Source organism: Nosocomiicoccus ampullae, from assembly GCF_001696685.1.
In the GTDB taxonomy this organism is placed as follows: Bacteria; Bacillota; Bacilli; order Staphylococcales; family Salinicoccaceae; genus Nosocomiicoccus; species Nosocomiicoccus ampullae_A.
Map to the genome: position 1 here is coordinate 33,630 of NZ_MBFG01000003.1, position 17,566 is coordinate 51,195.

A 17,566-nucleotide genomic window follows, 5' to 3' on the forward strand; every position below is an offset into this window, starting at 1 on the left:
TTAACCTCTAAGTTTATCAATCGTCTCTTTTGTATTATCTGCTTTAAATAAGTACGATCCACTCACGAGTAAATCTGCACCCGCTTCACGGCACACGCGTGCGGTTTCATCGTTCACTCCGCCGTCTACTTCAATTAAATAGTCATAATTTTCCCTCGTACGAATAGAATCGAGTTCTGCAATCTTTTTAACACCAGATTCGATAAACGACTGCCCACCAAATCCTGGATTCACTGTCATGACGAGAACGAAGTCTACGATGTCTAACAGATACTTAACATCTCTCACTGGCGTTTGTGGGTTTAAAACGATGCCTGCTTTCATGTTGTTGTTTTGGATATGCGTGATTAAGCGATGTGCGTGCGGCGTTGCTTCAATATGAAACGATAAATAATCAACACCCATATCGCGAAACTCTTCGACGAACTGCTCTGGATCTTCTGTCATTAAGTGAACGTCTAGTGGAATATTCGTTTTTTTACTAATCGCTTCACAAACAGGAATACCGTATGAAATATTCGGCACAAATTGTCCATCCATAATATCTAAATGGAAAATATCCGCACCTGCTTCTTCCATTCTCTTCATTTCACTTTCTAAATTTAAAAAATCACTCGCTAGTAATGATGGTAATACTTTAACCATTAATATCTCTCCTTGTAATTCGTCATTTCTTCGTATATTTGTAAGTAACTGTTGTAGCGACTTTCTTTTATATCACCATTATTCACAGCATCTTTTACGGCGCATTTCGGTTCGTTAATATGGACGCATCCTCTAAATTTACAGTCGTCTAGAAAAACGTTAAATTCTTTAAAATAAAAACGTAAGTCCTCTTTGTCGATATGTGTAAAATCAATCGTAGAAAATCCTGGAGTGTCTGCGATCTGACCGTTATTTTTATCGATCAGTTCAACATGACGTGTCGTATGTTTTCCGCGATTTAGCTTTTCACTAATTTCATTTGTTTCTAAGTTTAAGTTTGGAAGTAACGTATTTAATAACGTACTTTTCCCGACACCCGTTTGTCCAGCAAGGACCGATAAATTATCTGGGAATATATCTTTTAATGATTCATTTACCGTGTCTTTTTCTGTAAAGTACACGTCATACATATCATATGTTTCTTTTATTTTTTTGATTAATTCTTCATCGTCATTTAAATCGTTTTTAGTAACGATTAAAATTGGCGTAATATGATTAGATTCACTATATGCTAAAAATCGGTCTGTTAAATAAAAACTAAAGTCCGGATTTTTTATGCTCACTGTAATGAGTAGTTGATCGACGTTAGCAACTTGCGGACGGACTAAACAATTTTTACGTGGATGTATATGAGTAATCGTTCCTTCTTTTACGTTGTCCGCTTCAAAATCGACAATATCTCCAACTAACGGACTCTCTTTACGTTTACGGAATATTCCACGCGCTCTCGTTTGATATACTATGCCGTCACTTTTAACGTAATAAAAACCGGCAAGCGCTTTTACAATTTTACCTGTTTGCATAATGCCTCCTAAAATTTTCATCTAAATAAATTATAACAAACGTTTATATTTAAGAAACATAAAAAATCCCTCTAAACATTTTTGTTTAGAGGGAAATATATTAGAAACGATCCACTTTTTCTCTAACGTTGTTGATGACCATACCGCTGTTGATGTAACCAGGGATACTGTTTAAGTCGATTGTTAAGTCTTGCTCTGGAACGTCCCAAGTGATTTCGTTTGCGAAGTATTTCATAGTTTCTTCCATGATGATGATTGTGATCCACTCACCTGCACAACGGTGGTTAGTCCAGTAGTCTCCACCACCTTGTGGAATCATATCAAATGGTGATCCGTCCCAGTCTTTAAAGCGCTCTGGAATGAATTTGTTTGGTTGATCCCATAACTCTTCACTGTGTAGTGTACCGTATACATCGATAACGAGACGTTGGTCTTTAGGAATCGTTACACCTTTATGTTCCACTTCTACTTTCGTTTTACCAGGTAAGAATGGAACGAATGGGTAGAATCTTCTTACTTCTTGAGCGAACATGTACGGATAATCTTCTACCGTGCTCATTTTACGAATTGCTTCTGGGTGTTCGTAAAGTGCAAGTACACCGTATGATACGAAACGGTTAATTGCAATTAATGGACGGAACGTGTTCATGAGGTCGATACCTGCAAGACGTGAATCCATTTGATTACCTTCATAGTCTCTCCAGTGTGCTAACTCATATAATGATGAGCCTTTTGGAGGATTAATTTCACCGTTACGTGTTTTAATGATTTGATCTTCTAACCAGTCTTCAACACGTTTACGCGCATCTTTAGATGATTTGTAACCTTTGAACGCATTACCGAGACCTTTGAATGAGTCGATCATGATATCCATGTCTTCTGCGATTCTTTCGATTTCTTCTTCTGGAGCAGTTACTCCCGCCCAGCGCATACCAATACGTGTTAATAGAACGATAGATTCGTGGTAAACGTTAACGTCTCCCATCGCTTCCATACGCGCTGTGTTAGCTTTCCAGTAGTTACGTGTTAATTTACGTACATACTCTAAGTTTCCTTCAGTCATTAATGACATGAATAGCGCTTTTCTGTCGATATGTTGTTTACCAGTTGTCGTGTGGATCGCACCTTTACCGAATAAAGTGTTTACAACACGCTTAGGTAAACCACCTTCACGTTCGATTTTGTCGTTATCGTAGAATAGTTCTGCCCCTTCTTTTCCACTTAAAACGACGTAGCTTTTACCACCGAGTGCACGTGTTTCAAACACTTCTGCACCTAGGCGTTCTCTTTGATTTGTAGTATAAAGGTAGCCTTGTTTAAATACTTTTAACGTATTATCTAGACCTTTATCTCTTTTAATTTTTGCCATTGTTTTCATCCTCCAAATTGAAGTCTTCCTTTTTATTATAAATAACATTTTTTATAAACGCCAATATTTCAATAAATTTATTTAATCATTTTTGATTTTTTCTTCTAACACTTTTTTACCATCGACTTCGATACGATAACCACCTGATTCACCTTCTTCTAGGACGAGGTTAATCGTGTACGGTGTGTCTTCAAAGATCACAAACTCTTCCTCGACGTCATCGATGTTTCGTGTTTTATCTTCGATATAGACTTTTACTTTTTTCGTTCTTTCTTTCTTGTCTTTATCTTTAGAAGTATCCTCTCCAAATGGAATCGTCACTTTAAATTGATATTCTTTTGCTTCTTTTGGCGCTTTACCTTTAGACACTGTTAAATTAATTGGAGAGCCTGGTAAAAACGCACCGTAACTTGGGTCTTGAGACACTACGATCCCTTCGCCGTATTCGTCACTATGGATTTCATTCACACTGTTAATTATAAATCCGTTGCCTTCGAGTACTTGTTTCGCTTCCTCGAACGGTCTTCCGACGAAGTTCTCTATTTCTATCGGTTCAGGACCTTGAGATACCGTTAACGTAATCGATTCTTCTTTTGGAATAATTTTTGTGCCTGGTTTTATCGATTGTTCGATAACTTTATTTTTATCGATTTCACTTGAATATTCCTCTTCGATATTAACAGAATTAAATCCGAGTTCTTCTAATTTCTTTTTAACGTCATCGATTGATTTTTTCGTAAAGTCTTCCATTTCATATGGTGGTTCACCGTCAGACACATTTAAGTCGATCGTGTCACCTTCTTTTAAGATAGCACCGGATTTTGGAGACGTATTAATGACGTGATCTTTTTCAATCTTTTCGTTATGTTCACGTGTAATATCACCGATCACGAGGCCTGCTTCTTCGAATTTTTGAACTGCTTCGTCAACATGCATACCTTGAACGTCTTCGACCGTGACTTCTTTCGGTGTTGATTTTAAGAATAACGCCCCTAGCACACTTCCACCGATTAAAAGAAGTAATAAAATAACGATAATCGGCCATATACGACGTTGCTTTTTAGTCTCTTCTTTTGGTGGCTCTGTCTGTTCTGGCTTTTTGTTCTTAGGTTTTACCGGAACTGGTGCAACAGGTGCTACTTTCACTTTGTCCTTATCGACTTTTTTAGGTTCATTATTCGCTTTATACGCATGTGTCATATTTTTGTAGTCAAGTAAATCACGAATTACTTCTGACGCGTCACTATAACGGTCGTTCGGTTCCTTTTCGGTACACTTATAGACGATGTTTTTAAGTCCTAGTGGTACACCTTCACGCTTATCGTCGATGTTTGGCATTGGTGACTGTATATGTTGAAGCGCTACGGATACTTGAGTTTCAGCTTGGAACGGTAATTCTCCCGTAATCATTTCGTATAACATGATTCCAAAGCTGTAAAGGTCCGCACGTTCATCCGCATGCTTTCCTTTTGCTTGTTCTGGTGCAATGTACTGAACAGAACCCATCACTTGGTTCGTTTCAGTAAGTCTTGTTTCAGATAAAGCTTTCGCGATACCAAAGTCCGTAATTTCTAACTGACCATCTTCATCGATTAAAATATTTTGCGGCTTAATATCTCTATGGATAATTCCACGGTTATGCGCGTGTTCGATACCACGAAGCGTCATAAGTGACAGTTCTACGATTTTATCATATGGTAGCGGCTTATTTTCATCGATATATTGTTTTAAGTTCGGACCTTTAATGTATTCCGTGACAAGTACGTGGTATTCACTCGTATCATCGACGTCGATCACTGTAACGATGTTTGGGTGGTTTAATCGTGTTGTGTTTTGTACTTCACGCTGGAAGCGTTGCATCATCTTTTCTTTGTTATACGGATCTGATTTTATCAATTTTACGACGACTTCACGGTCTAATATAATATCATCGGCCAAATAAACTGAACTCATCCCACCGCCTAAATATTTTTTAAGGCGATAACGATCTGAAATGATGTTTCCTTCCATTACTATTCACCCGCCTTTAAGTCGACGACGATAACGCTGATGTTATCTTTCGAGTCATTTTTTTCAGCTTTAGCTACAATTTCATCTGCTTTACTTTCGTTTTCATATACAATTTTATGAATCGTTTCATCGTCCACGACATCTGTCACGCCGTCACTCGTTAAAACGATATAATCATACAGATGATTTTTTAAACGGAATAAATCCGGCTGAATGAGTCTTGTTGTACCGAGTGCTTTCGTTACGATATTTTTTTGAGGATGAGATTTTGCTTCTTCTTTTGTAATTTCACCTGAACTGACGAGCATATTAACAAACGTATGGTCGTTTGTGATTTGGCGTATTTCTAACTTTTTAAGTGCATACGCTCTAGAATCTCCGACGTTAAATACGTAAATCATTTCATCTAAAAATGCTGCTAAAACGAGTGTTGTTCCCATATTTTTAGACTCCGTATTTTCGTTTGAATAGTCATATAACTCGCGGTTCGTTTGAATAATTAAATCTCTTAAAAAATCTTTGCCGTCGTCTGGTTTAAAGTAGTTCGTCTCTTCGAACGCTTCTTTAATTTTAGAAGCGACAAATTTTGAAGCGACTTCACCATGCTCATGGCCACCCATACCGTCGGCAATTAACGCGATTTTTTGACCGGTTTTATTTTGAAATACGTAGGCCGTATCTTCGTTTAAATTACGGTAACTCCCACAAATACTTTTCTCATAAAATTTCATAGCTGTCCTCCCTCACAGTTTCTTAAATTTAGCGATAAAGAAACCGTCTGTATTCAGTTCATGGGGGAGAATTTGACGCATGTTTCCTTTAAATTTAAACGGTGGAATTTCAAATTCGTCAAATTCTATATCCGTCGACTGTTTTTTAAACGTATATGCGACGTTTTCATTTTCCATTTGATGCAGTGTACATGTCGAGTAAACGAGTGTACCGCCACGTTTTAAATACTGTTTGACGTGATTTAAAATCGATAGTTGAATGTCAACAAGTGTGTTGATATCTTCTTCACGGACGTTGTACTTAATTTCAGGTTTACGTTTTAAAACACCGAGCCCTGAACACGGTGCATCTACGATTATTTTATCGTACATCGTATCATAATCGTCTTTCGTTGCATCTTTTAGCATTACATTTAAATTCGTATGTTTTAAACGTTTGCTTTCATTTTTGATTAATGTCAGTTTATGTTCAAATACGTCTGAAAAATCGACGTGTCCATTCATATTTTCTAGTGCGTGGAATCCTTTCCCGCCAGGCGCACTACATGCATCGAGTATCGCTTCCTTTCCAGTTGGATCTAATGCATAATTGACACACATCGAACTCGCATCTTGAATACCAAATAATCCATCTTTATAGGCTTTCGTTTCCGTTAGCCCTCCACCATAAACGATGACTGCATTTTCATGAATAGAGCTTTTCTTAGCAGTCACTCCTTCGTCTTGTAGCTGTTTAATTAGTGCCTCACGCGTCGTTTGTTTCCTGTTTACACGTACGTACATGTTTGGTCTCTCAAGTAGACTTTTTGCGATATTTTCAGTGTTTTCGACTGAATGATGTTTTAATAGATGTCTGACGATCCACTTCGGTAGTGAATACTCGATTGATAGCCTCGTCGCGTCGTTCTTAATATCGCTGATTTTTGGTTTTTCTTCACGTAAGAAACTACGTAAAATACCGTTAATTTGACGTGAACTCTGTAGTCCACCACGCTCTTTAGCAATTTCAACCGCTTCATTGATCACTGCGTAACTCGGTATTTTATCGAGATATTCTAATTGATATAGACTGATGACGAGTAAATCGCGTTGCCAACGTTTTATTTTCGTTTGTATGAGTGGGCGTAAATAATATTCGAGCGTTAATTTCCTCGAAATCGAACCGTACAAAATCTCTGTGAGTAACGCACGGTCTTTTTGTGATAATTCGTTTTCCTCGATGATTCGATTTAAAACGATATTTGAATACCCACCGTCATGAATGACGTTTGAATACGCATCGAGTGCTAATTCTCTTACTGTCATACGTCTTCACCGAGCATATCACCAATTAAATGACTATTATTACGAATATATTGACCTGCGTTTATACGTTTACCACCTGCAGGTTGGACTTCTGTAATTTCTAAGTCAAAATCATTTGTCGCAACTAAAAATCCGTCTTTCGTTTCTTTTACAATCGTCCCTGGCTTTTCTGTCGACTGTTTTTCTGTCAATTTCGATAAATATAACTTCAGTCGTTTACCATTTAACAATGTATAACTTCCCGGGAACGGGTTTAAACCCCGGATATGGTTAAACACTTCTCTAGACGGACGGTCGAACGTAACGAACTCATCTTCTTTTTCGATGTTTGGACTAAACGTTTTTAATGCGTCGTCTTGAGGCGTACGTGAATTTGTTTCGTTTAAAATATTTGGTAACTCATTTATCAGTAATTCCGTACCAATTTCACTTAAACGGTCGTGAAGCGTAGCGACTGTGTCACTATCTTCGATGACTGTTTCTTGCTGCGCGATGATGTCTCCCGCGTCTAACGCTTTTGCCATATACATTAATGTGACGCCAGTTTTTTCATCGCCTTCAATTATCGAACGGTGAATCGGTGCGCCCCCTCTATGTCTAGGTAAGAGTGACGCGTGAACGTTAACACACCCGAGTTTTGGTATGTTTAACACGTCTTCACTTAACAGCTGACCGTATGCGGCTGTAACAATAATATCTGGGTCGTATGATTTTATTTTTTCAATCGATGAAGTACTACCGATAGCCTCCGGTTGGAATACTTCTATGCCAAGCGTTGCCGCTTCTTTTGCGACTGCAGGAGGCGTTAAAATTTGTTTTCTGCCGACCTTTTTATCGGGCTGAGATACGACGAGATCAACTTCGAACGTCTCGTGTAGCGCTCTTAAAATGGGAACAGAGAAATCTGGCGTTCCCATAAAAATTATATTTGCCATAGTTTCACCTACATAATATATTCTGGATCAACATCGATTCTTAACGATGTTTGTGTCTTTTGATATTCCTTACTATACTTATTATCCAGTTCATGGAGTACTTTAAACAGTTCTGGCTCACTTTTATATTTTAATATTATTTGGAACCTATATTTGTTTTGGATTCTCTCGATTGGAGATGGACTCGGTCCAATTAAAATCGAACGATTCGACACGTCTTTTTGAATGACTGTATGAATGTCACTCGCTGCTTTAATGACGCGGTCTTGATACTCGCTTGAAATTGTAAATAATACGTGGAAGTAATACGGGCTATACCGTGCGAGTTTTCGATATTCCATTTCTCTTAAGTAAAACGAACGATAGTCATTTTCTTTTGCGAATTGGATCGCGTAATGATCTTCGTTATACGTTTGGAATATCACTTCTCCTTCAACGTCTCCGCGTCCTGCGCGCCCGGATACTTGAGTGAGGAGTTGAAACGTACGTTCATTTGCTCTAAAATCCGGTAGATTTAAAATCGTATCTGCATTTAACACTCCGACGAGTGTGACGTTTTTAAAATCTAACCCTTTCGCAATCATCTGTGTGCCGAGTAGTATCGGAATATTTTCTTTTTCGAACGTGCTTAATAGCTTTTCGTGTGCACCTTTGTTACGCGTCGTGTCGATATCCATTCGTACGACGTCGACGTTATACGTATCGCGTAATATTTCTTCTATCTTTTGTGTTCCTGTCCCGCGAAGACTTAAATCGTGTTCACCACACGCTCCGCATTTTGTTGGCATCGGCTCTTCGTATGCACAGTAATGACACATCAGTGAATTGTTAGATTTATGATACGTTAAGCTGATGTCACAGTTTGGGCACATCGGAACGTGACCACAGTTTTGACAGACTAAAAAGTTCGCATATCCTCTTCGATTGAGTAGCAGGATCATTTGTTCATCTTTACTTATTCGGTCTCGAATTTTCATGTCGAGTTTACGTGAAATGATTGACGTGTTGCCGTCTTCTCGCTCTTTAACCATACTGACGATTTCTGGAGTTGGAACGGTTTGTTCCGTCGGTCTTTCTGTAAGTTCAAGTCTCTGATACACGCCGACTTCACTTCGGGCGTATGACTCGATACTCGGTGTTGCAGATCCAAGTATTAACGGACAGTTATAATACTCCGCGCGCCACTTAGCAACGAGTCGTGCGTGATAATACGGGCGTTCGTTTTGTTTATAAGTCGACTCGTGTTCTTCATCGATAATAATACACCCGACGTTTTGAAATGCCGCAAACACGTTACTTCGTGCGCCAATAGAAATTCGAGCACGCCCTTCACGTATTTTACGCCACTCATCATATCGTTCACCGTGACTTAACATCGAGTGAATCACTGCAACGTCGTCACCAAATCTCGATTTAAAACGCTGCACCATTTGTGGAGTAAGTGCAATTTCTGGGACCATCATAATCGCATTTTCACCGCGATTTAATACTTCTTCGATTACTTGTAAATACACTTCTGTCTTTCCGCTTCCAGTGATTCCATGTAATAAAAACGTTTCGTGTTCATCGTTATCAATCGATTTTTTAATCGTGTCAAACGCGTGTTGTTGTTCAGGCGTTAGTATCTTTTTATCGTCTTGATAAAATACTCGCCCTTCATATGGATCGCGCTCGACTAATATATCGATTTTTTTACAAAAGCCGTTATCGACGAGTGCGTTAATGACTCCTATAGAGTATCCTTCTTCTTCGATTTGTTCATACGTTAACGGACCACGGTCTTCGACGAGTTCGAGTAACTCGATTTGTTTCACTGCTCGACTCGATGGTTTTATATCTAAATAATTTGATTCAATCCCTCGACGTGTCTTCTTTTTCGTATGCTGAGAAAATTCTTTTTCTTCAATAATTTCTTTAGAGTTAATAAACGGCATTAATTGTTTTAAGTCGTTCATATCGAGCAGTTTGACGTCGATTTTTTCATCGTCAAACTTTTTAAATGTTTCTCTAGCAATTGTGGACGCGTCATTACTTAGTTTTAATACAGATCTCGATTTCATTTTTAACGCTGCAGGGAGTATTGCTTCAATGACTTTTATATGTCGTTCGACGTAATAATCTGCGAGCTTTTTACTTAAATGAATGAGTTCTTTCGTAAGTACTGGGTAGACGTCCATAACTTTTTGAATTGGTTTAATTTTCGAAGGATCTAAGTCTGTCTCATTTTTTACCTCGACGACAAATCCTTGAATCATTCTCGGTCCAAATGAAACGAATACTCTAGATCCTGGTTGTATTTTATCTTCTAAGTGTTCAGGAATTTTATACGTAAAGAGACGATCGACGTTCTTATTGCTAATCGCGACGATGACTGATGCGTACATTATAGGTCCACTCGCTTTACGATTTCGTCGACGATTTTGTCTGCGATTTCTTGTTTCGTCCCGTAGTTTAACTGTGTTTTATCACCTGTTTTAAAGAACATCGTAATCTCGTTAAAGTCACTATTCATACCGATTGACGAGTTCGATACGTCGTTTAAACAAATCGCGTCAATTTGCTTTTTCTTTAGTTTTTTTAGCGCATTTTCTTCGACGTTATCCGTCTCAGCAGCAAATCCGACGACGTACATATCGTCCGTATTGTGCCCGACATATTTTAAAATATCTGTCGTTTCTTTTAACTCAATAGCGTCAAGTGCATCTGTCTCTTTTTTAAGCTTTTTTGTCGCTACGTGTTTTGGTGTGTAATCAGATACTGCTGCAGAAAATATACCGATATCGTTGTCTAAATTATTTTTGACCGCTTCAAACATTTCTTCTGTCGATTCAACTCGAATGACATTGACACCGCTCGGCGGGTCAATACTGACTGGCCCACTCACGATTGTTACAGTCGCACCTCGATTTTTAAACGCTTCAGCGATACTGTAACCCATCTTTCCACTCGAATAGTTCGTTAAATATCTAACGCTATCTATTCTCTCTCTTGTCGGGCCTGCTGTTACTAATACGCGTTTTCCTTTTAAATCTTCATTTAAAGATAAAATACGATTCATCTCCGCGATGACCGTTTCAATACTCGCTAGTCTACCGTCGGCATTATATCCACATGCTAAAAAGCCAGTTTCGCTATCGACAAAATGATAACCGTCTTTTTTTAAGATGTCGATATTACGTCGCGTCGCCGGATGATTTAACATATTAACGTTCATTGCCGGCATAATCATGACGGGTTTCGTATTTGCCGCGAGGACGTTCGTTAACATATTGTCGTATATCCCGTTTGCGAGTTTACCAATCGTATTTGCCGTTGCGGGTAACACTAAAATAATGTCTGCCCATTCACCAAGTTTAATATGCGCAATTTCAGCTGGATTTTCTTCTTTAAATGTATCCGTATATACGTGATTTCGACCAATCGCTTGAAATGCGAGTGGTGAGACGAATTGTAACGTATTTTCTGTTAAAACAACTTTAACGTTATGACCGAGTTGCGTGAGTTTGCTCGTTGCATCAATTGCTTTATAACTCGCGATTCCACCAGTTACTCCGAGTAAAATATTTGCCATAAGATCACCTCTAATAGTAAAGAAAAGCTGACAACATACATTGTCAGCTTCACATTAGTCCTTACGTGTTACGTGTTTATCTGCGATTTCTTCGAGTGCCATACCGACAGTCTTTTTAGACCTATATCCTGTGTCTCCACCGAACACCGCATATTCAGGATGGTCTTGTAATTCTCTTGCACGTTTTGCCGCCATAATGACGATCATATATTTTGAATTTTCGTTTTCTTTTAATTCATGAAGTGACGGGTATAACATTACTCCTCTACCTCCAACAGTAATTTTCTTAAATGTCTTTCTACTTTTGAGCGTCTTAAATGATTTGCTTCTACAATGCATCGAATTTTTCGTTTTGCTTCTTCGATAGAATCATTGACGACAACAAAGTCATATAAATTCATAAGTGTTAATTCTCTTTTTGCTTCGCTAATACGGTGTTCGATAATCTCGTTAGAGTCTGTGCCACGACCGATAAGACGCGACTCTAACTGTTCGATTGACGGTGGTGCTAAAAAGATAAATAGCGCTTCAGGGAATTTATCGCGCACTTGTTTTGCACCTTCAACCTCGATTTCTAAAAATACATCGTGGCCTTGTTCCATCGTTTGATGAACAAAATCAACCGGTGTCCCGTAATAATTTCCAACGTATTCCGCATATTCAATAAATTTATCTTGTTCAATTAATTGCTCAAATTCTTCACGCGATTTAAAGAAGTAGTCGACACCGTCCACTTCCCCTTCACGTTTATCACGTGTCGTCATTGAAATTGAGTATTTAAAGTTCGTTTCTTCATCTTCAAACAATGCTTTACGCACTGTCCCTTTTCCGACCCCAGAAGGCCCAGAAAGAACAATCAGCAATCCTTTATCGTTTGTCATTCGCAGTAAACCTTTCATTAAAGTGATTATTCTTAACTTTACCATAATCATGAGATAATTTCACTATAAGTTAGACGGTGTTATAATAGATAAAGTACATTTTCTGAAAGATAGGAGTGCAATAATCATGGCACTTGACGGAAATTTTATACATGAACTCATGAACGAATTTACTCCACTAAAAGGTGGACGTATTAATAAAATTCATCAAATCGATCCGTATACAATTATATTAAAAATACGTGCAGAACGTAAAACACAAACACTTTTAGTGAGTTGCCACCCAAGTTTAGCACGTATTCATTTTACAAATGAATCTTACGAAACACCGTTTGAACCGCCGATGTTTTTACGCATGTTACGTCGTGATTTAGAGTCTGGAATTATTAGAGATATTAAGCAAATCGGTAATGACCGCCGCATTCATATGAGGGTTACGAATCGCGACGAAATCGGTGACGAAATCGAACGAGAGCTCATCATTGAAATTATGGGTAGACACTCGAACATCATTTTAACGGATGAACATAAACAAATCATTTTTGCGATGAAGCACATATCGATCTCTGAAAACGAGCGCCCGATTCAACCAGGGATACAGTACGAGGCACCGCCAACGAAAAAGAAGTTAAATCCTAGAACTGAAGAAATTAACGACTTACCAAAATATATTGACTTTAACGGTGGGAAACTGAATCGACAAATTTTAAATAACGTCGAAGGTGTGAGTTTACAATTTATTGAAGAAGCTGAGCACCGTGTAAAGTTCTGGAACATCAAAAATATCGTGAGTGGTATTGAAGAGACACTGAGTGCTTTATCTTTAAATCCAACATTGTACATCGGTAATAGAGATGCGTTTTACTATAGTGAACTCGAGACTTTAAATCATCAATATGATGAAAAAATCCACTTCGATACGCTCTCAGAATTACTCGATGAATTTTATCATTCAAGATATATTAAACAAAATATAAAACGACAAGCGAACGATTACTTGTATGTCATCGAGCAAAATTATGACAAAACGAAGCGTAAAATCGAAAAGTTAAATGAAGATATCGAAGAGTCTCACCGTAAAGAGGACTATCAAAAGTACGGTGAATTGCTGACGGCATACATGCACGAGTTACAACCGTATAGCGAGGAAGCGAAAGTCTTCGATTACTATGAAAATAAAGAAATTACGATTCCGCTAAAAGTGCACTTATCACCTGCGGATAATGCACAAAGATATTATCACTTATACAATAAGATGAAAAACCGAGAAATTGAAGCGGAAAAGCAACTCGAAATTGCGAAGATGGATTTAAATTATCTCGAGACGTTACTACATCAAATGGAGAGTATTTCAACTACCGAAGAGGTCGAAGATATCCGTGAGGAACTGATGTCAGAAGGAATCATCAAAGAGAAGAAGCGCAGAAAGCGTAAGAAGAAGCATGCGGTTCATCTTAATAAATATAAAACGTCAAACGGTTTAACGGTCCTCGTCGGTAAAAATAATACGCAAAATGATTATTTAACAAACCGTCATGCGAGTAAAAATCATCTGTGGTTCCACGTCAAAGATATGCCAGGAAGTCACGTCGTCATTATGCATGTTGCCGACGAGATCACTGAAGACGATATAATGGAAGCTGCGAAAATCGCTGCGTATCACTCAAAAGGAAAAGAATCACAATCAGTCCCAGTCGATTACACAGAAATCCGACATGTCAAAAACATCCCAGGCACAAAACCCGGGTTCGTCACGTACACCGATCAAAAAACAGTGTACGTCACACCGGTAGAACGAGAAATCCGTCTAATGGAAGACTCGGAGTAGATGATTATCTGTCTGAGTGGAGGATCGGGTGCTTTATCGTCTGAGATATGAAGCACCGATTGTCGATTGAGGGATTTGCGTCGGTGAGATTGGATTTTCGCCGACAATTCGGATTATCGTCGGCGAATGGATTTTTTCACCGTCGCAGAACGGACTTTCGTCGGCGAATTTTTTATTCACCGACGGGAAAGACAGTATCGTCGGCGAAAAACCCGAAACTCAAAATTTCACCGACGATTCGACCGTTACCGTCGGCGAACTGAATTTTCACCGACGATTTCCTTATTAACGACGGTTAACTTTTCATTTCACCGACGATTCAGCTTATCGACGGCGAGACCGATCTTTCACCGACGATTCCCGCATCCAAACGTACGAAATCACATCAACCCCCCATCAATACGCACCAAAACCCACAAAAAAGAAGAACTCGGCGCAATCGCCGAGTTCTTTCATTTTATAAGTTATCTCTAAAGTTTTTAACGACTTCGATGTCCGCTTCACTGAGTCTGTTTGTTTCTTCGCATAGTTCAAGCATTTCATCGATTGTGCTTAAACTTCTGTATTCTAATCCTGCTGCTTCAAAGTTTTCTTTTAGTACGTCTAGTTCATAACTAAATACACTCATCACGGATATGACTTCAGCGCCTGCTTCTTTTAAAGCGTCTGCTGCTTTTAGGCTAGAACCACCTGTTGAGAATAGGTCTTCAATCAAGATCACTTTTTTACCTTCGACGTCGCCGCCTTCGATTTGTTTTCCTGCACCGTGCTTTTTCTTTTCACCGCGCACGTACACCATCGGTAAGTCGAGACCTGCTGCTAAAAATGCTGCGTGCGGAATGCCAGCTGTTGCTGTACCGGCGATAACTTCAACGTCGCTATAGTTTTCTTTAATCTTTTCAATGAATAACGTAATAAGTTCTTTTCTCTCTTTCGGGAATCCTATCGTTTTACGGTTATCACAATAGATTGGAGATTTAATGCCACTTGCCCATGTAAATGGATCGTTCGGTTGAATTTTAACCGCTTCGATATCTAATAAAATTTCTGATACACGTTTACTCATTATTTCCCCTCCCACATTGCTTTGATTTTATGATAACTTTCAACTGGATTATCTGACTGAGTAATCGGGCGACCTACTACGATATAGTTTGAACCGAGTCGTCTCGCTTCGTCTGGTGTTACGATACGTACTTGGTCGTCTGTTTGACTCTCTTTTAGACGAATCCCCGGTGTAATTGTTAAAAAGTCTGGACCAATTTTTTCGTGTAGCATTTGACTTTCTAATGGAGATGAAACAACTCCATCTAAACCAGCGTCGTATGTGAGTTGTGCTAAGTTTAGCACTGAATCTCTTAACGATAATTTTGACTGAAGTTCGTGTTCAACCATATGTTCGTTCGTACTCGTTAACTCAGTAACCGCAATACAAATTCCGTCTGGATTATATTCTTTAAAGCTTTCGTTTGCACGTCTCATCATTTCACTTCCACCGCGTGCATGTACGTTTACCATCTGTACGTCTAAACGTCCAAGTCCTGCCATCGTACGTGACACAGTGTTCGGGATATCATGAAGTTTTAAATCTAAAAACAAATCATGTCCCATCGCGCGAATTTCTTTAAGGACGTTATGCCCTTCAAGCATATATAATTCCATTCCAACTTTAACGTATAGTTTTTCATCGAATTGTTTTAAGAAGTTTTCGACCTCTTCATAACGATTAAAGTCAAGTGCAATAATTGGTGTATTCATTGTATCCTCCTAGAGCGTTCTCCCTTTTAAGTCGTGTATATGTTTAATGTTGTGTTCTTTTAAGTATGCTTCAAGTCCGTCTATTAATTTCGGACAAGTCATCGGATCTGTGAAGTTTGCTGTACCAACTGCGACCGCATCTGCTCCGACTGAAATATAGTCGATGACGTCTTGCACGTCCGTGACGCCACCCATCGCGATGACCGGCATATCTGGTAATGCTTTTTTCACTTGGTATACCATGTTTAACGCAACCGGTTTAATTGCTGGGCCAGATAAACCACCCGTAATATTACTAATAATCGGTTGGCCATTATTATCAAGTCTCATACCGACGAGTGTGTTAATCATCGTAAGACCATCACATACATCTTTAACTGCCATCGCCATATCGACGATTGACGTGACGTTTGGTGAAAGTTTAACGTATACCGGCACTTCTGACACTTCGTATACTGCTTTAGTTAAGTTATACGCCATCTCAGGGTTCGTACCGAACTGGATTCCACCTGCTTTAACGTTTGGACAACTAATGTTTAACTCTAAAGCATGCACGTTTTTCGCTTTTGAAATACGTTTTGCAACTTCCACATAGTCTTCGATTGTCGTTCCAGCTACGTTAGCGATTAGCGGTACATCGAACTGTTCTAAATATTTAAGTTCATGTTCTAATACGTGATCTAAGCCTGGATTTTGTAGTCCAATCGCATTTAACATGCCTGAATCTGTTTCAGCTACTCTCGGTGTTGGATTCCCTTTACGTGGTTCAACTGTTGTCGCTTTAATCATAATCGCGCCGAGTTTAGAAAGGTCATAAAACTGACTGTACTCTTCGCCAAAACTAAAGCAACCAGAAGCTGGCATAATCGGATTTTTTAAAGAGAGACCTGGTAATTCTACGTTTAAACTCATAAAATGATCTCTCCTTTTTTAAATACTGGACCGTCGACACATAATTTTACTTGCGTGCCGTCTTCTTTATCAGCAACACATGCGTAACATGCACCAAATCCACATCCCATACGCTCTTCTAATGAAATGTATCCATCCATATCTAACGTGTCACTTAACACTTTTAACATCACTTTTGGTCCACAAGAATAAAATTTATCGAACTTTGTATCTAACGTGTCGATGACGTCTGTGACAAAACCTTTTGTTCCGTAGCTACCATCGACTGTTGCGATATATGTGTCTCCGTAACGGCTAAATTCTTCTTCATAAAAGACTTCACGTTTAGAACTAAAGCCTAATACGTGTGTCGTTTTTACGCCGCGTTTATGTAATTGCTTTGTTAACTCAAGTAGTGGTGGTACACCAATACCTCCACCGACGATTAATACGTGATTCGCCTCTTCTACTGGGAAACCATTTCCAAGAGGTGCTAACACATCTACGTTGTCTCCAGCTTTTAATTTCGATAATTCTGTAGTCCCTTTTCCACCAGCACGATATACAATTGTAAAAGTCTCATTGACAGCATCAACGTCCGATATAGATATCGGACGTCTCAGCATAAACGCCGAAGTCTCGTTTACACGAATATGTGCAAACTGACCTGGCGTTTTCATTTTACTTGTAATCGGGCCATGGATCACCATTTTGTATATGTTATGTGCAATTTCTTCTTGAGATTTTACACTGAGTAAGTGATTCATGTCGACACTCCT

General features: G+C 38.9%; 16 protein-coding genes. 1 reads left to right on the forward strand and 15 read right to left on the reverse strand.

Annotated features, from left to right (window positions below; genetic code table 11):
* The 11 genes from rpe to gmk all read right to left on the reverse strand — a co-directional run bounded on the left by rpe (position 1) and on the right by gmk (position 12,310).
* Positions 1-645 (reverse strand): ribulose-phosphate 3-epimerase, encoded by a 645-nt coding sequence (gene rpe, locus BBS29_RS02795; protein ID WP_068128832.1) that lies wholly within the window; start codon positions 643-645, stop codon positions 1-3.
* Complete coding sequence (gene rsgA, locus BBS29_RS02800) at positions 645-1,508, reverse strand: ribosome small subunit-dependent GTPase A (protein ID WP_068128834.1); 864 nt, start codon at positions 1,506-1,508, stop codon at positions 645-647. Before rsgA ends, rpe begins: the two co-directional genes overlap by 1 nt.
* Positions 1,509-1,608: 100 nt before the next feature.
* Entirely contained in the window at positions 1,609-2,877 is a 1,269-nt protein-coding gene (locus BBS29_RS02805) for a cytochrome P450 (RefSeq protein WP_068128836.1), read from the reverse strand.
* A gap of 81 nt (positions 2,878-2,958) precedes the next feature.
* Positions 2,959-4,887 (reverse strand): Stk1 family PASTA domain-containing Ser/Thr kinase, encoded by a 1,929-nt coding sequence (pknB, locus tag BBS29_RS02810; protein ID WP_068128838.1) that lies wholly within the window; start codon positions 4,885-4,887, stop codon positions 2,959-2,961.
* A gap of 2 nt (positions 4,888-4,889) precedes the next feature.
* A complete protein-coding gene (locus BBS29_RS02815) occupies positions 4,890-5,618 on the reverse strand; it encodes a Stp1/IreP family PP2C-type Ser/Thr phosphatase (protein WP_068128840.1) in 729 nt (242 codons plus the stop codon).
* Between the two features lie 12 nt (positions 5,619-5,630).
* The gene (gene rsmB / locus BBS29_RS02820) at positions 5,631-6,923 is read right to left on the reverse strand and encodes a 16S rRNA (cytosine(967)-C(5))-methyltransferase RsmB (protein WP_068128843.1); all 1,293 of its coding nucleotides are present in this window, start codon (positions 6,921-6,923) and stop codon (positions 5,631-5,633) included.
* Positions 6,920-7,858: a methionyl-tRNA formyltransferase gene (fmt, locus tag BBS29_RS02825; protein ID WP_068128845.1), complete on the reverse strand. Its 939-nt coding sequence runs from the start codon at positions 7,856-7,858 to the stop codon at positions 6,920-6,922. The genes rsmB and fmt overlap by 4 nt, the downstream gene beginning before the upstream one ends.
* An 8-nt stretch (positions 7,859-7,866) precedes the next feature.
* The gene (gene priA, locus BBS29_RS02830; protein ID WP_068128847.1) at positions 7,867-10,242 is read right to left on the reverse strand and encodes a primosomal protein N'; all 2,376 of its coding nucleotides are present in this window, start codon (positions 10,240-10,242) and stop codon (positions 7,867-7,869) included.
* On the reverse strand, positions 10,242-11,429 hold the full coding sequence (gene coaBC / locus BBS29_RS02835; RefSeq protein ID WP_068128848.1) for a bifunctional phosphopantothenoylcysteine decarboxylase/phosphopantothenate--cysteine ligase CoaBC: 1,188 nt from the start codon (positions 11,427-11,429) through the stop codon (positions 10,242-10,244). The genes priA and coaBC overlap by 1 nt, the downstream gene beginning before the upstream one ends.
* Before the next feature lie 54 nt (positions 11,430-11,483).
* Positions 11,484-11,687 carry a DNA-directed RNA polymerase subunit omega gene (gene rpoZ, locus BBS29_RS02840; RefSeq protein WP_068128850.1) on the reverse strand — a complete coding sequence of 68 codons (204 nt, stop codon included), beginning with the start codon at positions 11,685-11,687 and terminating at the stop codon, positions 11,484-11,486.
* Entirely contained in the window at positions 11,687-12,310 is a 624-nt protein-coding gene (gene gmk / locus BBS29_RS02845; protein WP_068128972.1) for a guanylate kinase, read from the reverse strand. Before gmk ends, rpoZ begins: the two co-directional genes overlap by 1 nt.
* A 127-nt stretch (positions 12,311-12,437) precedes the next feature.
* Between gmk and BBS29_RS02850 the strand changes: the two genes are divergently transcribed.
* Positions 12,438-14,138, forward strand: a complete 1,701-nt coding sequence (locus tag BBS29_RS02850) for an Rqc2 family fibronectin-binding protein (RefSeq protein ID WP_068128853.1) — start codon at positions 12,438-12,440, stop codon at positions 14,136-14,138.
* A 457-nt stretch (positions 14,139-14,595) separates the two neighbouring features.
* On the opposite strand, the gene pyrE is transcribed toward BBS29_RS02850, so the two are convergent.
* Genes pyrE through BBS29_RS02870 form a run of 4 tightly spaced genes read right to left on the reverse strand, consistent with a single transcriptional unit; the run spans position 14,596 to position 17,554 of the window.
* The gene (pyrE, locus tag BBS29_RS02855) at positions 14,596-15,204 is read right to left on the reverse strand and encodes an orotate phosphoribosyltransferase (RefSeq protein ID WP_068128856.1); all 609 of its coding nucleotides are present in this window, start codon (positions 15,202-15,204) and stop codon (positions 14,596-14,598) included.
* On the reverse strand, positions 15,204-15,896 hold the full coding sequence (gene pyrF / locus BBS29_RS02860; protein ID WP_068128858.1) for an orotidine-5'-phosphate decarboxylase: 693 nt from the start codon (positions 15,894-15,896) through the stop codon (positions 15,204-15,206). The genes pyrE and pyrF overlap by 1 nt, the downstream gene beginning before the upstream one ends.
* Positions 15,897-15,905: 9 nt before the next feature.
* The gene (locus BBS29_RS02865) at positions 15,906-16,808 is read right to left on the reverse strand and encodes a dihydroorotate dehydrogenase (RefSeq protein WP_068128860.1); all 903 of its coding nucleotides are present in this window, start codon (positions 16,806-16,808) and stop codon (positions 15,906-15,908) included.
* The gene (locus tag BBS29_RS02870; protein WP_068128862.1) at positions 16,805-17,554 is read right to left on the reverse strand and encodes a dihydroorotate dehydrogenase electron transfer subunit; all 750 of its coding nucleotides are present in this window, start codon (positions 17,552-17,554) and stop codon (positions 16,805-16,807) included. Before BBS29_RS02870 ends, BBS29_RS02865 begins: the two co-directional genes overlap by 4 nt.
* Positions 17,555-17,566 lie beyond the last annotated feature (12 nt).

Coding starts and splice junctions, on each gene's coding strand:
- pknB (WP_068128838.1), bottom strand. CDS start 4,887: ATGGAAGGAAACATCATTTCAGATCGTTATCGCCTTAAAAAATATTTA.
- priA (WP_068128847.1), bottom strand. CDS start 10,242: ATGTACGCATCAGTCATCGTCGCGATTAGCAATAAGAACGTCGATCGT.
- rpe (WP_068128832.1), bottom strand. CDS start 645: ATGGTTAAAGTATTACCATCATTACTAGCGAGTGATTTTTTAAATTTA.
- BBS29_RS02815 (WP_068128840.1), bottom strand. CDS start 5,618: ATGAAATTTTATGAGAAAAGTATTTGTGGGAGTTACCGTAATTTAAAC.
- BBS29_RS02805 (WP_068128836.1), bottom strand. CDS start 2,877: ATGGCAAAAATTAAAAGAGATAAAGGTCTAGATAATACGTTAAAAGTA.
- BBS29_RS02870 (WP_068128862.1), bottom strand. CDS start 17,554: ATGAATCACTTACTCAGTGTAAAATCTCAAGAAGAAATTGCACATAAC.
- rsmB (WP_068128843.1), bottom strand. CDS start 6,923: ATGACAGTAAGAGAATTAGCACTCGATGCGTATTCAAACGTCATTCAT.
- pyrF (WP_068128858.1), bottom strand. CDS start 15,896: ATGAATACACCAATTATTGCACTTGACTTTAATCGTTATGAAGAGGTC.
- fmt (WP_068128845.1), bottom strand. CDS start 7,858: ATGGCAAATATAATTTTTATGGGAACGCCAGATTTCTCTGTTCCCATT.
- pyrE (WP_068128856.1), bottom strand. CDS start 15,204: ATGAGTAAACGTGTATCAGAAATTTTATTAGATATCGAAGCGGTTAAA.
- gmk (WP_068128972.1), bottom strand. CDS start 12,310: ATGACAAACGATAAAGGATTGCTGATTGTTCTTTCTGGGCCTTCTGGG.
- BBS29_RS02865 (WP_068128860.1), bottom strand. CDS start 16,808: ATGAGTTTAAACGTAGAATTACCAGGTCTCTCTTTAAAAAATCCGATT.
- coaBC (WP_068128848.1), bottom strand. CDS start 11,429: ATGGCAAATATTTTACTCGGAGTAACTGGTGGAATCGCGAGTTATAAA.
- rpoZ (WP_068128850.1), bottom strand. CDS start 11,687: ATGTTATACCCGTCACTTCATGAATTAAAAGAAAACGAAAATTCAAAA.
- rsgA (WP_068128834.1), bottom strand. CDS start 1,508: ATGCAAACAGGTAAAATTGTAAAAGCGCTTGCCGGTTTTTATTACGTT.
- BBS29_RS02850 (WP_068128853.1), top strand. CDS start 12,438: ATGGCACTTGACGGAAATTTTATACATGAACTCATGAACGAATTTACT.